The sequence below is a fragment of the Tessaracoccus rhinocerotis genome, from assembly GCF_007197885.1.
In the GTDB taxonomy this organism is placed as follows: Bacteria; Actinomycetota; Actinomycetes; order Propionibacteriales; family Propionibacteriaceae; genus Arachnia; species Arachnia rhinocerotis.
Map to the genome: position 1 here is coordinate 228,773 of NZ_VKKG01000002.1, position 13,337 is coordinate 242,109.

At 70.1% G+C, this 13,337-nt stretch carries 16 protein-coding genes; 7 read left to right on the forward strand and 9 right to left on the reverse strand.

What is annotated here, in order from left to right; all coding sequences use genetic code 11:
• Positions 1-5: 5 nt before the first annotated feature.
• Together FOJ82_RS06130 and FOJ82_RS06135 are read right to left on the reverse strand one after the other, a co-directional pair.
• Complete coding sequence (locus tag FOJ82_RS06130) at positions 6-575, reverse strand: NADPH-dependent FMN reductase (RefSeq protein WP_143937584.1); 570 nt, start codon at positions 573-575, stop codon at positions 6-8.
• A gap of 37 nt (positions 576-612) precedes the next feature.
• The gene (locus FOJ82_RS06135) at positions 613-1,074 is read right to left on the reverse strand and encodes a hypothetical protein (protein ID WP_143937585.1); all 462 of its coding nucleotides are present in this window, start codon (positions 1,072-1,074) and stop codon (positions 613-615) included.
• Between the two features lie 308 nt (positions 1,075-1,382).
• On the opposite strand from FOJ82_RS06135, the gene FOJ82_RS06140 reads away from it, so the two are divergent.
• On the forward strand, positions 1,383-2,216 hold the full coding sequence (locus FOJ82_RS06140) for a Bax inhibitor-1/YccA family protein (RefSeq protein WP_143937586.1): 834 nt from the start codon (positions 1,383-1,385) through the stop codon (positions 2,214-2,216).
• On the opposite strand, the gene FOJ82_RS16865 is transcribed toward FOJ82_RS06140, so the two are convergent.
• On the reverse strand, positions 2,201-2,902 hold the full coding sequence (locus FOJ82_RS16865) for an NUDIX hydrolase (RefSeq protein WP_143937587.1): 702 nt from the start codon (positions 2,900-2,902) through the stop codon (positions 2,201-2,203). The two genes, FOJ82_RS06140 and FOJ82_RS16865, sit on opposite strands and share 16 nt — an antisense overlap.
• A gap of 71 nt (positions 2,903-2,973) precedes the next feature.
• Between FOJ82_RS16865 and ypfJ the strand changes: the two genes are divergently transcribed.
• Positions 2,974-3,849: a KPN_02809 family neutral zinc metallopeptidase gene (gene ypfJ / locus FOJ82_RS06150; protein WP_143937588.1), complete on the forward strand. Its 876-nt coding sequence runs from the start codon at positions 2,974-2,976 to the stop codon at positions 3,847-3,849.
• A gap of 1 nt (position 3,850) precedes the next feature.
• Here the strand turns inward: ypfJ and FOJ82_RS06155 are convergent, their stop codons facing one another.
• The 3 genes from FOJ82_RS06155 to FOJ82_RS06165 form a co-directional block, all read right to left on the reverse strand.
• On the reverse strand, positions 3,851-4,912 hold the full coding sequence (locus FOJ82_RS06155) for a hypothetical protein (RefSeq protein WP_143937589.1): 1,062 nt from the start codon (positions 4,910-4,912) through the stop codon (positions 3,851-3,853).
• Positions 4,913-5,105: 193 nt separating this feature from the next.
• Entirely contained in the window at positions 5,106-5,768 is a 663-nt protein-coding gene (gene msrA / locus FOJ82_RS06160) for a peptide-methionine (S)-S-oxide reductase MsrA (protein ID WP_143937590.1), read from the reverse strand.
• 9 nt (positions 5,769-5,777) lie between these two features.
• Complete coding sequence (locus FOJ82_RS06165; protein ID WP_143937591.1) at positions 5,778-6,449, reverse strand: uracil-DNA glycosylase; 672 nt, start codon at positions 6,447-6,449, stop codon at positions 5,778-5,780.
• A 96-nt stretch (positions 6,450-6,545) separates the two neighbouring features.
• Between FOJ82_RS06165 and FOJ82_RS06170 the strand changes: the two genes are divergently transcribed.
• Together FOJ82_RS06170 and FOJ82_RS06175 are read left to right on the forward strand one after the other, a co-directional pair.
• Positions 6,546-7,349: a hypothetical protein gene (locus FOJ82_RS06170; RefSeq protein WP_143937592.1), complete on the forward strand. Its 804-nt coding sequence runs from the start codon at positions 6,546-6,548 to the stop codon at positions 7,347-7,349.
• 1 nt (position 7,350) lies between these two features.
• Entirely contained in the window at positions 7,351-7,755 is a 405-nt protein-coding gene (locus tag FOJ82_RS06175) for a DUF2089 domain-containing protein (protein ID WP_143937593.1), read from the forward strand.
• 10 nt (positions 7,756-7,765) lie between these two features.
• Here the strand turns inward: FOJ82_RS06175 and greA are convergent, their stop codons facing one another.
• Entirely contained in the window at positions 7,766-8,266 is a 501-nt protein-coding gene (gene greA, locus FOJ82_RS06180) for a transcription elongation factor GreA (protein ID WP_143937594.1), read from the reverse strand.
• Between the two features lie 18 nt (positions 8,267-8,284).
• Positions 8,285-8,701: a DUF4307 domain-containing protein gene (locus FOJ82_RS06185; RefSeq protein ID WP_185975652.1), complete on the reverse strand. Its 417-nt coding sequence runs from the start codon at positions 8,699-8,701 to the stop codon at positions 8,285-8,287.
• 55 nt (positions 8,702-8,756) lie between these two features.
• On the opposite strand from FOJ82_RS06185, the gene mca reads away from it, so the two are divergent.
• Positions 8,757-9,659 (forward strand): mycothiol conjugate amidase Mca, encoded by a 903-nt coding sequence (gene mca / locus FOJ82_RS06190; RefSeq protein ID WP_143937596.1) that lies wholly within the window; start codon positions 8,757-8,759, stop codon positions 9,657-9,659.
• Positions 9,660-10,685, forward strand: a complete 1,026-nt coding sequence (locus FOJ82_RS06195) for an FUSC family protein (RefSeq protein WP_143937597.1) — start codon at positions 9,660-9,662, stop codon at positions 10,683-10,685. It begins immediately after the preceding gene.
• On the opposite strand, the gene FOJ82_RS06200 is transcribed toward FOJ82_RS06195, so the two are convergent.
• Positions 10,670-11,212 carry a rhomboid family intramembrane serine protease gene (locus FOJ82_RS06200; RefSeq protein ID WP_221933067.1) on the reverse strand — a complete coding sequence of 181 codons (543 nt, stop codon included), beginning with the start codon at positions 11,210-11,212 and terminating at the stop codon, positions 10,670-10,672. The two genes, FOJ82_RS06195 and FOJ82_RS06200, sit on opposite strands and share 16 nt — an antisense overlap.
• A gap of 102 nt (positions 11,213-11,314) precedes the next feature.
• Here FOJ82_RS06200 and FOJ82_RS06205 point away from each other — a divergent pair, with 102 nt between their 5' ends.
• Positions 11,315-13,327 (forward strand): thioredoxin domain-containing protein, encoded by a 2,013-nt coding sequence (locus tag FOJ82_RS06205; protein ID WP_143937599.1) that lies wholly within the window; start codon positions 11,315-11,317, stop codon positions 13,325-13,327.
• Positions 13,328-13,337 lie beyond the last annotated feature (10 nt).

The following is a 13,337-nucleotide window of genomic DNA, read 5'->3' on the forward strand; positions in this document are numbered from 1 at the left end:
GGGTCTCAGGCCGCGCTGGCGGCCGAGCCGTTGACGCGCTTGATGAGCTCTACGAACGCGTTCAGGTAGCCGACGAGGAAGCCGGCGGTCTCCTCGTCGGTGACCTCGCCCTCCTCGGTGAACAGGCCGGGGGTGGACTGGATGAAGCCCTCGGGCTGGCCCAGCTGCGGGGAGGCGAAGTGGGTCAGGATGGACTTCAGGTGCTGCTGTGCGATGGCGGCGCTGATGGGGCCGCCGGAGGTGCCGATGACCGCGGTGGGCTTGCCGGTGAAGGAGTTCTGGCCCCAGGGGCGCGAGGCCCAGTCGAGGGCGTTCTTCAGGTAGCCGGGGATGGACCGGCTGTACTCGGGCGTGACCAGCAGGACGCCGTCGACGTCGGCGATGGCCTGCTTGAAGTCGCGGGCCACCTGCGGGTAGTCGGCGTCGAAGTCGGGGGAGTAGAACGGCAGCTCGTCGATGCGGATCTCGGTGAGCTCCACCTGGGCGGAGGCGGCGAGGCGCTCGAGGGCCTTCGCGAGACGACGGTTGATGGAGGTGCTGGAGAGACTGCCGACGATGTAGCCGATCTTGGTCATGTGAACCCGCTTCCTGGTAGATAGTTGCAGATTCAACTTAGTCCTCTTCGGTCGCGGGGCCAAACCCGGCGTCTCCGTGTTCGCCCGCGGCGGAAGCCGCGTCGCGACGCCTGCGCGCCGCCCTACCGAGGACCAGACCCCACGTCACCCCGCCCAGCGTCAGCGCCACCGTCAACAGTTCCTGCCAGGTGGGTGCCCTCGACTCCAGGACGAGCGTGTAGACGAGGGCGAACATCACCTCGGTCACGATCAGCATCCCGAGCGCCGAGGCGCTGAAGTACCTGGCTGCCCGGCTCCACAGCGCAGTGGAGACCCAGGACGCGCCCAACCCGAGCACGAGGCCCCAGACCAGCACCCCCGTCGGGAAGGAGCCGATGAACTCGCCGGGGGATCCACTGGTGACGGCCAGTGCCGCCACCAGCAGCGGCAGGGTGACCAGCGTGCCGACGCCGGTCAGGCTGGTCCAGATCACCGTGCGGTGGTGCGGGTTGTCCGCCACGTACTCGGCGTTCCAGGTGCTGAAGACGTTCCAGTCTCAGGATCAGGACGGAGGAGAGCCCGAACACCCCGTAGCGGGCGAGCGTCAGCGGGATCCCGCCGACGCCACCGGCGGCAGGTGCGACGAAGGCCAGTCCCCACAGGGCACACGCGCCCAGCGCGCACACGAGTGCTGCTCTCACTTCGCCTCCTGCCGGGAACTCTACTGTCCACGTCGTCGCCGTCGAGGCTGTCGAATTGGCTGGAGGGGCAGGTACGCTTGGAGCAGTAACGCAATCCGTGTTTGCAGTAGAGACGAGGACAACCCCAATGGCGAACCCCGTATTCGCACGCAGTGACTCCTTCAACGGTCGCCGCATGCAGCAGAACAACTTCCAGCAGTACCAGCAGCCCGGCCAGCCGCAGGGCTACGGACATCCGCAGGGCTACGGCCAGCCGCAGGGCTACCAGCAGGTGCCGACGCAGCAGGCCGGCGGTGTGATGACCCTCGACGACGTGATCGCGAAGACCGCCATCACGCTGCTCGTGGTGTTCGCCGCCGCGCTCGCCACCTTCATGCTCGTCCCGATGAGCCTGCTCTACCCGATCATGATCGGCTCGGCGGTCATCGGCCTGATCACGGTCTTCGTCGTCGCCGGACGCCACAAGCTGCCCGTGGGTGGCGTGATGTTCTACGCGCTCGTCGAGGGCGTGTTCGTCGGCGCCATCTCGAAGTTCTTCGAGACGCAGTGGCCCGGGATCGTCGTGTCCGCGGTGTTGGCCACGTTCGTCGCGGCGGCGGCCACCCTTGCCGCCTACAAGTTCTTCAACATCCGGGTCACCCCGAAGTTCCGCAAGTTCGTGACCATCGCCACCATGTCGCTCGCCGGCGTGCTGCTGGTGAACTTCGTGCTCGCGCTGTTCAACGTGGACACCGGCCTGCGTGACATCGGCTCCGGCGCCGGCTGGCTGTCCATCGGCATCTCGGTGCTCGCCGTCGGCCTGGCCGTGTTCAACCTGATCGTGGACTTCGACTTCGTCGAGCGCGGCATCGCCTCCCGGGCACCCGCGAGCGAGTCGTGGCGCGCAGCCTTCGGCATCACCGTCACGATGGTCTGGCTCTACATCGAGATCCTGCGCATCCTGTCCTACTTCAGGGACTGATCCAGCGCCATCTGGCCCACGTAGCGGGCCAGGAGGTTGCGCGAACTGATCGTCCAGTGCAGCCTGCGCCAGGATTGCCAAGGCACCCAGCCGGCCCGCTCCGTCGACCCTCCCAGGTCGTGGACCACGGGCTCGCTGGGTGCTTCGCATGTTGCGCCGTAGACCACCCGCAGGGCGTGGTAGTCCTCCAGCACCCCTGAGTTCGAGCGCCCCACCCAGTGGTCCGAGTCCAGCGTGAGGACGCGGTCGATCGTGATGCGCTGCCCCGACTCCTCGAACACCTCGCGAACCACGGCCTGGGCCGGTGACTCCCCGGGGTCCACCCCGCCGCCGGGCAGGGCCCAGGTGCCGGGCACGGCGGTGAGCGAGGAGTTGACGGTCCCCAGCAGCCCCCGCTCGGACAGAACCACCGCGTAGGCGCCCACGCGCTGCTTGGTCACGGGCACCTCGTCGGGCCCGGCCTCGTCGAAGACCACATTCGGCCTGCGCCTGCGGGCCTGCGGCCGCTCGCCGGCCTTCCGCACGAGGTAGGTGAACACGATCTCGCCGTCGACGAGGACGGTGGACAGGGGCCGGAGGGGGATGTATCCAAGCCCGAGGAGTTGGTCACGAGGGTGCTCCCCGTGCGCGACCGTGAACCGGACACTCGGCGGGGCCACTGGTGTGGTGACCCCGATGATGCGCATTGGGACAGTCTAGGCGGGTTGCCGCGATACGCTGATCCGGACGCGCTGCAGCCCCAGAAGGAGTGGTCACGATGGAGTACCGGGACAACGTGAAGCTGGATCGGGCGCGCGTGCGCTACGGCGGTGGCGGCGGACGATCCGGAGGCCGCGGCATGGCCGTGGGTGGCGGCATCGGCGGTGTGATCGTGCTGGTGCTGGTGCTGCTGTTCGGCGGGAACCTGGGCGACGTGCTGGGCGGCGCCGCCATGCCGGGCGAGAACCAGCAGCCCACTGGGGAGCAGCTCGAGTGCGAGACCGCGGCCGACATCGAGGCCAACCGGGACTGCCGCTTCGCCGCCTACGACATCGCCGTCCAGGACTACTGGAGCTCGGTGATGAAGGGCTACGAGTACGGGCAGATGGTGCTGTTCAGCGGGCAGGTCCAGACCGCCTGCGGCACGGGCTCCTCCCAGATGGGTCCCTTCTACTGCCCCGGTGACCACACCGTCTACATCGACGGCGAGTACATGGGACAGCTGTTGGACCAGCTCGGTGCCGCCGGTGGTGACGCGGCCGAGCTCTACATCGTCGGACACGAGTACGGACACCACGTGTCCAACCTCACCGGCCAGATGCAGCAGTCCCGCGCCGGAGGGAACCAGACCGGCCCCAAGTCGAACCAGGTGCGCCTCGAGCTGCAGGCGGACTGTTACGCCGGCGTGTTCTTCAACAACACGATCCAGGACCCGGACTCGCCGATCGAGAGCGTCACACGGGACGACCTGATGCGCATCGCCGACGCCGCCCGCGCCGTCGGTGACGACCACATCCAGGAGCGCTCGGGTGGCCGCGTGGTTCCCGAGAGCTGGACGCACGGCTCGTCGGAGATGCGGCAGCGCTGGGTGGCGAAGGGCTACGACTCGGGGGACCCGAACGTGTGCGACACGTTCGCCACCGACGACCTGTGACCTACTCGAAGTAGGCCGAGAGGTCCCGCCCCTGCAGGTCGGTGTGGAAGATCGTGCCCCCGCAGTCGTAGCGGACCACCGGCTGGACGCGTTGGTGGCGGTTGTCCACGACGACGGAGCAGTCCTGTTCCGGGTCGTCCCGGAACTCCGCGATGGCCATGGAGATGGCGGTTGCGTCCAGCAGCAGCGGGTCGAAGGGTTCCAGCCCGAGGGTCTCAGTGCGCTGCGCGGTGAAGGTGGGCAGGCTACCGAGGCGAGTGCGCCGCTCGATCACGCCCTCGCCCTTGGGGACGTCGGCCCAGTAGCCCTCCTGCGGGCTGAAGCCCACGGCCAGGACCACCTGCGTGGCGCCCGTGACCGCCTTGAGACCGGAGGTGATGTCCGCGACGCTGTGGGTGTCGAGGGCCTTCACGACGGTGCCGTCGCGGTGGAAGAAGACCGTGCTGGACTCCGGGCGAGTGGTGACCGTCATGTAGACCTCGCCGCCGCGGTACTCCACCACCTGCAGCACCTGGTTCTCGGAGCTGGTCGCGTGCAGCGCCGCGACGTCGAGGATGCGACGCAGGTCGCCCAGCGGGAAGGTGGTCGGGTTGAAGCTGGCCTGGCCAAGGTTCTGGACGTCGCTGTCGGCCACCGAGATCACCCCGTCGCGCCAGCGGTAGGTGCGAACCTGGTCCTCGTGGTCCAGCACCGTGAGGGTCGCTTGCGTGGCGGTCACGTCCAGCTTCAGCGCCGGCAGCTCGGAGGCCACCCGGTGCAGTTCCGCGACCACCTCGTCGGCGTGGTCCACCATCTCGCCCTGGATGGGGAACTCCCCGGGGAGCGTGGCATCCGGCGAGGGGGAGGGCCGGCGGGTGTAGGAGCGCGAGGGCGTCGTCGCCCGGGTGGTGGTGACGCTCGGGGAGGCGGTGGGCGTGGAGGTGGCCGATGGCGCGACGGTTGCCGACGCCGGGCCGCTGGCGGGGACCGTCGGTGGCGCGACGGTGGGTTGGCCGACGACGGGCGCGCATCCTGCCAACGTCAGGACCAACGTGGCCAGGGCTGGCAGCGGGCGCAGTTTCACCGCTCAAGCCTAGCTCGCGTTAGGCTCGCTCCATGGCTGCCCGGTTCCTCGCGTCACACCCCTGCCAGGATGCCTGTGGCGTCATGGAGACGGGGGAGTCCGTCGAGGGTGCCCCCGTGTACGCGTGCCCCGGCTGCGACACCCGCTGGATCGAGCTGGGAGAGCGCCGTCCCGCTGACCAGCCCGGTCAGGATCAGGCCGACGGGCCGCACTTCACTCCGGTGGCGTGCACGGGGCAGTAGCCGTTCGGGTTCTTGTGCAGGTACTGCTGGTGCTCCGCCTCGGCGTAGTAGAACGTCTGCCCGGTGGAGATCTCGGTGGTGATCTCGCCGTAGCCCGCCTGGGTGAGGCTCTCCTGGAACGCCTCGCGCGACCGCTGCGCCGCGGCCAGCTGCTCCTCGTCGACGGGGAAGATCGCCGAGCGGTACTGGGTTCCGATGTCGTTGCCCTGGCGGTTCAGCTGGGTGGGGTCGTGCGCCTCCCAGAAGATCCGCAGCAGCTCGTCGTAGCTGACGCGAGCGGGGTCGAAGACGACCTTCACGGTCTCGGTGTGCCCGGTGCTGCCGGTGCAGGACTCGGCGTAGGTGGGATTGGGCGTGAACCCGCCCATGAACCCGACGGCGGTGTTCACGACGCCCTCGGTCTGCCAGAACATGCGCTCCTCGCCCCAGTAGCAGCCGAGAGCGAAGTAGGCCACCTCGGTACCCTCCGGCTCCGCGTCGAGCGGCAGCCCCAGCACCGCGTGCTCCGGCACGGGGAACAGCACCGGCTCGTCACGCCCGGGGAGCGCCTCCTCCGGGGTGATCGTGCGCGGTTCGAGGTGCTTGCGGATCCAATCCATCACGTCGATGTCCATGGCCCCAGCCTATGCGCGCCAGTCAACGGCGCGGCCGCCCTGCCGCTCCAGCTCCGCGTTGGCGCGGCTGAAGGGGCGTGACCCGAAGAAGCCGTTTCTTGCGGACAGCGGCGACGGGTGCGCACTGGCGATCACGGGCACGTCCCCGAGCAGGGGCTGCACCCCCTGGGCGTCACGGCCCCACAGGATCGCCACGAGTGGCCCGCCGCGCGCTGCCAGGGCGCGCACCGCCGCGGCAGTGATCTCCTCCCAGCCCTTGCCGCGGTGGGAGGCCGAGACCCCGGGCCGCACGGTCAGCACGCGGTTCAGCAGGAGCACCCCCTGCTCGAACCAGGCGGACAGGTCCCCGTGGCCGGCGGGCGGGATCCCGAGGTCCGCCTCGAGCTCGGCGTAGATGTTCGCCAGGCTGCGCGGGATGGGACGGACGTCGGGGGCCACCGAGAAGCTGAGCCCGACGGGATGGCCGGGCGTCGGGTACGGGTCCTGTCCCACGACCAGCACGCGGACGTCCGCCAGTGGCCTGCTGAAAGCCCTCAGCACGTGTTCCCCGGCGGGCAGGTAGCCGCGTCCGGCGGCCAGTTCGTCCCGCAGGAACGACCCCATGGCATGGATGTTCGGTTCGACGTCGGCGAGCGCCTCGGCCCAGTCCGGCGCAACGAGTTCTGAGAGGGGCTTTGCCATGGCCAGAACTTTGCCACAGGGACATCAGGGTTGATTCAGGGTTCCAATCCGTGAAGAAGTGTTCCCACAATGGAAAGGACGTTTTAACATTGGTGCATGAGCAACTTGGATCTTGGACCGATCCTCGACGAGCTGGCCGCCGGGCGGATCGACGCCGCGGAGGCCAATCGTCGGATCGAGGAACTGAAGCAGGGCGCAGAGCCCAGGGAGACCGCCGCCGAGGAACCGTCGGACGGGGAGCGGCCGAGGAGCAAGCCCCGGGCGGGCGGGCTCGAGCGGATCGCCATCACCGCCGTCGGGCGCCGGGTGCGCGTCGAGGCCGACCCGTCGGTGACCACCCTGACGGTCGAGGGGCAGCACGTGCTGCGCCGCAACGGCACCGTCATGGAGATCAGCAGCACGGGGGACTTCGGCCCCAGCTTCAACGGCTTCTCGCTGATCCGGCCGCCGCGCAGCCTCGACGACCTGCGCGACATCGGGCTCGGCAAGGAACTGGTCATCAAGGTGAACCCGCGCCTGGTGGTGGACGCCGAACTGACCACCGGGGGCCTGCGGACCTCGGGCGTGCCGAAGCTGGGTCGCATCCGCGTCACCGGGGGTGGCTGCTCGCTGGAGGACGTCACGGAGGTGTCCGACCTGCTCTCGCAGGCCGGCGCCGTGACCGTCGAGGGCCCGATCAGCACCGGGCGCTCGAAGCTGCGGGTGGAGTCGGGAAGCCTCACAGTCAACCTCACGGAGGGTGCCAACGTCACCATCCGCGGTGAGGCGCGACTCGGCCGCATCAACTGGCCCGGGGACAGCGACAACGTCGACGAGCTCATCGTCGGCAACGGCTCGGCCCGCCTCGACATCAGCGTCGTGATGGGCCTGGCGAGCATCAGGAACACGGAGGACGAGTGACATGCCGAACCACCTGTACCACGCCCCCGCAGACTGCCCCGTCTGCGGCGAGGACCTGATCATCACCCGCAAGGGTTGCCTCAAGTGCGGCACGGAACTGGCCGGCGAGTTCGCCAGCTGCACCTACTGCGCCCTCGACGAGGCGGAGCACGAGATCCTGAAGGTGTTCCTCACCTCACGCGGGAACCTGCGCGAGGTGGAGAAGCACCTGGGAGTGTCCTACCCGACGGCGCGGGCCCGGTTCGACGCCGTCGTCGCCAAGCTCGGCTTCGGTGCCGCCGTCCCCGACGACGGCCAGCAGGGCGAGCCGTCCCCCGGGGAGACGCCGCAGGAGCAGATCCTCGCGCGCGTCGCCGCGGGGGAGATCAGCAGTGAGGTGGCCGCCGGGCTGATCGCCGCCCTCTGAGTGGCTGTGGCTACAGGACCTCGACCTTGAGGATCGTGACGCTCAGCGTCTTCCCGGTCGGGGTCTCGTAGCTGACCTCGTCGCCCACCCTGCGGCCGTTCACGGCGGCGCCGAGCGGCGACTGTGGGGAGACGGCGTTCTCCACGGATGCGTCCGTGCCCAGCACCTCGCGGGAGCCGAGCAGGAAGGTGTCGGTGTCGTCCTCGTCACCGTCGAACGCGACAGTGATCACCTTGCCGGGCAGCGCCTCGTCGGGATCGCCCTCGGGCTCACCCACCTGTGCTGTGCGCAGGAGCTGCTCCAGCTGGCGGATGCGGCCCTCCATCTGGCCCTGTTCCTCGCGGGCGGCGTGGTAGCCGCCGTTCTCGCTGAGGTCCCCCTCCTCGCGCGCCGCGGCGATGCGGGCGGTCACGTCGGGACGACCAACGGTCTTGAGCTCGTTGAGCTCGGCTTCGAGTGCGTCGTGGGCCTCTTGGGTGAGCCACACGGTGTCGGCAGTGTTGTCGGACATCGAACCAGCCTAGCCCACTCAACCGGCCAACTGACAGCCCTCGAGGTCGACGGCCGCTGCTTCGCGGATGGTTCTGATCTCGACGAAGACCTCGGTGAGTTCCTTGTCGCCCGGCGGTACGTCCACCTGGAGCTCGCCGACACGCTCGTAGTTCTCCGCCTGCGCGAACAGGAAGCAGGTGGCGGGCTCGGCCGGATCCTTGCGCTGCACCACCAGTTCGACCTCGGTCACCTGGGCGCTGACGGTGTCGAAGGCCCGCACGAGCCCAGCGACCGGAGGGTTGGAGCGGATCAGTCCCGAGACGGCGACGATCACCACCGCGGCGACGAGCGCCACGGCCGCACCGATCCCGACGGCCACGTCCACGGGGTTCCGCTTCGGGTAACGGGCGGAGATTCGCGCGCGTTCGGCGTCGGAGAGTTGAGGCTTGGTCACGCCACCATTGTGCCCGGCTGGTAAAGGCGGCTGCGCACGGGCCAAGATTGGAGGCATGAACCGGCCCGGACCCGCCCCGCTTCGTCTGATGCACGTCCACGCCCATCCGGACGACGAGTCGAGCAAGGGCGCTGCCACGACCGCGAAGTACGTGGCCGAGGGGGTCGAGGTGATGGTGGTCACCTGCACCGGCGGGGAGCGCGGCGACGTGCTCAACCCCAAGCTCGCCCACGACCCCGAGGTGATCGTCAACATCGCGGAGATCCGTCGACGGGAGATGGCCGAGGCGCGCTCGATCCTGGGGGTGGACCAGGTCTGGCTCGGGTTCGTCGACTCCGGGTTCCCGGAGGGGGACCCGCTCCCGCCGTTGCCCGAGGGCTGCTTCGGGCTGGAGGACCCGGTCGTCGCAGCCGGTCGCCTGGTGAAGGTGATGCGTGACTTCCGCCCCCACGTGGTGACCACCTATGACGAGCGCGGCGGCTACCCCCACCCGGACCACGTCCAGTGCCACAACATCACGGTCGAGGCGTTCCGGGCCGCTGCCGACCCGTCGCTGTGGCCGGAGCACGGACCCGCCTGGCAGGCGGCCAAGCTCTACTACCACATGGGGTTCCACCGGCGGCGCTACGCAGCGCTGGAGGAGCTGATGCACGAGCACGGCCTCGAGTCCCGCCAGCCCGCCCCGACCCGTGACGACGACCCGTTCTCCGACGGCCGGATCACGACCTTCGTGCACTGCGGCGACTACTTCCACGTCCGAGACGCGGCGCTGCGCGCCCACGCCACCCAGATCGACCCGGACGGCCCCTGGTTCGCGGTGCCGCTGGAGATCCAGCAGGCCGGCTGGCCCACCGAGGACTACCAGCTCGTGATCTCGAAGGTGCCGACGATGATCCCGGAGGACGACCTGTTCAAGGGGTTGCGGCAGGTGCCGCTCGAACCCGAGTTCGTGATCTAGGTGTTGTTCCGGGTAGCCCAGGCCAGCCGCGCCGCGCTCGCGGCGATGGCTGCGTGGGCCGTCGGGAACCTGTTGCCCGGGGAGATGGCGCAGTACGCCTACGCTGCCGCCCTCGGCGCCTTCGTCGCCACCGGGACGACCCTGGTCACCATCGCCCGGGCCGCCACCCAGCGCGCCGCCGGGCTGGTGATCGGCGCCGCGATGGGCCTGTTGCTGCTGCCGCTGGACGTCTACGGACTGCTCAAGATCGGGGTGATCGCGGCGGTCGGGGTGCTGGTGGAGGGGGTGCGGGCGCTCGGCGACGGGGCCTCGATGGTGCCGGTGGCGGCGGTGTTGGTGATCCTGTTCGGCGGTGTGGACGCAGACGGCTACGCGATCGGCTACGTGGGCCAGTTCAGCCTCGGCATGTTGGTGGGCATCACGATCAACGCGGTGGTGATGCCGCCGCTGCACGTGGACGAGGCGCGCGGCAGGAAGAACCGCGCCATCGGGGAACTCGCCGACCGGCTGGACGAGCTCGCAGCCATGCTGCGCGGGGTGTGGCCGCCGGATCGCGAGGACTGGGCCAACTGGGCGCCGGAGCTGGAAGCCTGGGTGGTCGACGTCGAGGACGAGCTCGGTGAGGCTCGTGAGAGCCGCCGGTTCAACATCCGCACGCTGTGGCGTCGGGACCGGATCGCCGACGACGAGGCCGACGGGGCCGCGCTCCGCTCGGTGGTCAACCGAGCCATCAACGTCATCGACGCACTCTCCGGCGCAGCGTGGGAGACGCCCGTGGCGGTCCACGTGGACGGGACGGACCGTGACGCCGTCGCCGACGCCGTCGCGGCGGCTGCCGCGCACCTGCGGGCATGGGCTGGGCGCGAGGACGTGCGGGAGGTGTCGGACGCCTCGCTGGAGGCCATCGACAGGCTCTACGCCCGCGCCGTCGAGCACGGGGAACCGGAGTCAGGTGTGCTGGCCGTCGTCTTCTCGCTCCGCGCGCTGAGGGCGCGCGTGGACAGGGTGGCTCAGCGACGCGCCTGACCAGCCTTGCGGCGGCGGCCGTGCTGCCACCAGGCGGCCAGTCCGCCTCCGATGGCGCCGCCGAGGTGGCCCTGCCATGAGACACCGGCGGCCGTCGGCAGCAGCCCCACGAGGATGCCGCCGTAGACGAGCAGCAGCACCACCGACAGCGCGATCTGCCCCGGCCTGCGCGTGAAGAAGCCGCGGATCAGCAGGTAGGCGAGCCAGCCGAAGACCAGCCCCGAGGCGCCTGCCGTGACGGTGTTTGCCGGGGCGACCAGCCACACCAGCAGCCCTGAGCCCAGGATGGAGGCCGCCGTGGTGACCAGCCAGCGGGCCAGTCCCGCCAGGTAGGTCAGGACCCCCAGCACCATGAACGGGCCGCTGTTGCCCAGGAGGTGGACCCACCCGTAGTGGAGCCACGGGGCGACGAGGACATTGTCCAGCGAGTCGAGGCGGCGCGGTTCGATCCCGAGGGGGTCCAGACTGTTGGAGGTGGCCTGGTCGAACACCTCCAGGGCCCACATGAGGGCCAGCAGCGCGCCGATCACGAGTACGGCCCGGACGACGGGGTGCATCCTCCGGTCAGGTGCCGCGTGGGTGGTCATGGCGTCCATTGTCCCACTCGGCGGAGCGATAGCCTTCGGTGCATGGCCAACCGACTCGGCGACGCGACCAGCGACTACCTCCTCCAGCACGCCCACCAACCCGTCGACTGGTGGCAGTGGGGGCCAGAGGCCCTCGCCCACGCGGCGGAGACGGGCCGTCCGATCATGCTCTCGGTGGGGTACGCCTCGTGCCACTGGTGCCACGTGATGAGTGACGAGTCCTTCGAGAACGCGGAGATCGCCGCCCAGATCAACGAGAACTTCGTGCCCGTGAAGGTGGACCGGCAGCAGCACCCCGACGTCGACGCCGTCTACATGGCCGCCACGCAGGCGCTGAACAACGGCTCCGGCGGCTGGCCCATGACGGCCTTCCTCACCCCGGACGGCAAGCCCTTCTTCACCGGCACCTACTTCCCGCCGGAGCCGCGCGACGGCATGCCTTCCTTCCCGCAGGTGCTCGACGCGTTGGCCACCGCCTGGGCGGAGCGCCGCGACGAGGTGGTGGGCTCGGCCGACGTGATCGCGCAGCAGCTGGCGGGGTCCTCCGAGCCGGAGCCACCGTCGCAGGCGCCCGACCTGCGCGACGCCGTCGACACCATCGGTGCGGACTTCGACGTCATCCACGGCGGCTTCGGCAACGCACCCAAGTTCCCCACCGCCACGGTGCTCGACGCGCTGCTGGTCAAGGGCGATCCCAAGTCCCTCGACATGGCCCAGCGCACCCTCGAGTCCATGGCCCGGGGTGGCATCCACGACCAGGTGGGCGGCGGGTTCCACCGCTACAGCGTCGACGCCGGCTGGGTGGTGCCGCACTTCGAGAAGATGCTCGACGACAACGCCGTGCTGCTGCGCGCCTACGTCCGCGGCTGGCGCCGCACCGCGGACCACGACACCGCCCTGCGCGCCCTCTTCGAGCGCACCGCCTACGGCATCGTCAGCTGGCTCGTGCACGAGATGCGCACCGAGAGCGGGGCCTTCGCGGCTGCGCTCGACGCGGACTCCACCGACATCCGGGGGATGACCTTCGAGGGAGTCTTCTACCTCTGGAACCAGGAGGTCCTCACCGACGTGCTCGGCGAGGAGCTGGGCGGGTGGGCTGCCGACACGTTCCACGTCACGGCGGGCGGCACCTTCTCCGACGGGTTGTCCGTGCTGCAGCTGCGCGGCCGCCCGGACCCGGACAAGCTCGACGACGTCCGCGCCAAGCTGCTGGCCGAGCGGGCCTCCCGGTTCCGGCCCGCCACCGACCGGCTCGTGGTCGCCGGCTGGAACGGCCTGGCGATCTCGGCGCTGGCAGACGCCGCGATGGTCTTCAACGAGCCGCGCTGGCTCGAAATCGCTCTCGAGGCGGCCCAGTACCTCGTCGACGTGCACCTGGCCGACGGCGACCTGCGCCGCAGCTCCCTCGAAGGTGTCGCGGACTCGGCCGGCGGCTCCGCGGAGGACCACGGCGCCGTGGCCGAGGCGTTCGCGGTCCTCGCCGGGATCACTGGTGACGCCACGTGGCTGCGCCGTGCGGAGGGTCTGGTGGAGCGCGCCCTCGAACTCTTCGGTGCACCCGACGGCGGCTTCTTCGACTCCGCAGCCTCTGACCTGTTCGACCGACCCCGCTCCCTGACCGACCACGTCTCGCCCAGCGGCACGTCCGCCCTGGTGTCCGCGCTGCGCCAGGTCGGTCTGCTGGCCGAGCGGGAGGACCTCCTCGCCAGGGCCGAGGAGGCCGCCCGCACCACCTGGGCGACGGTTGCGCGGGCGCCCCGGTTCGCGGGCTCCGCGCTGTCGGACCTGATGGTCAGCGACGAGGCGCGGCGTGGGCTGAAGCGCGCCACCGTCGTCGTCTCCTCCGAGGACCCGTTCGACGAACTCGCCCGTGCCGTGTGGCGGATGGCGCCGGCGGGCTCGGCGATCCTGCGCGCGGCTCCCGGGACCGAGGGCTGGGGCAGCCTGCTGCAGGGTCGCTCGGAGCGGGCCGTGTACGTGTGCCGGGGCACCGTCTGCTTCGATCCTGTCGCCGACTACAACGAGTTGAGGACGCCGCTGTGGCGCCGCGCCTGAGCGCGGGGGC

Coding starts and splice junctions, on each gene's coding strand:
- FOJ82_RS06170 (WP_143937592.1), top strand. CDS start 6,546: ATGAGCAACTTGGATCTTGGACCGATCCTCGACGAGCTGGCCGCCGGG.
- FOJ82_RS06165 (WP_143937591.1), bottom strand. CDS start 6,449: ATGGCAAAGCCCCTCTCAGAACTCGTTGCGCCGGACTGGGCCGAGGCG.
- greA (WP_143937594.1), bottom strand. CDS start 8,266: ATGTCCGACAACACTGCCGACACCGTGTGGCTCACCCAAGAGGCCCAC.
- FOJ82_RS06205 (WP_143937599.1), top strand. CDS start 11,315: ATGGCCAACCGACTCGGCGACGCGACCAGCGACTACCTCCTCCAGCAC.
- ypfJ (WP_143937588.1), top strand. CDS start 2,974: ATGGAGTACCGGGACAACGTGAAGCTGGATCGGGCGCGCGTGCGCTAC.
- FOJ82_RS06140 (WP_143937586.1), top strand. CDS start 1,383: ATGGCGAACCCCGTATTCGCACGCAGTGACTCCTTCAACGGTCGCCGC.
- mca (WP_143937596.1), top strand. CDS start 8,757: ATGAACCGGCCCGGACCCGCCCCGCTTCGTCTGATGCACGTCCACGCC.
- FOJ82_RS06175 (WP_143937593.1), top strand. CDS start 7,351: ATGCCGAACCACCTGTACCACGCCCCCGCAGACTGCCCCGTCTGCGGC.
- FOJ82_RS06130 (WP_143937584.1), bottom strand. CDS start 575: ATGACCAAGATCGGCTACATCGTCGGCAGTCTCTCCAGCACCTCCATC.
- FOJ82_RS16865 (WP_143937587.1), bottom strand. CDS start 2,902: ATGCGCATCATCGGGGTCACCACACCAGTGGCCCCGCCGAGTGTCCGG.
- msrA (WP_143937590.1), bottom strand. CDS start 5,768: ATGGACATCGACGTGATGGATTGGATCCGCAAGCACCTCGAACCGCGC.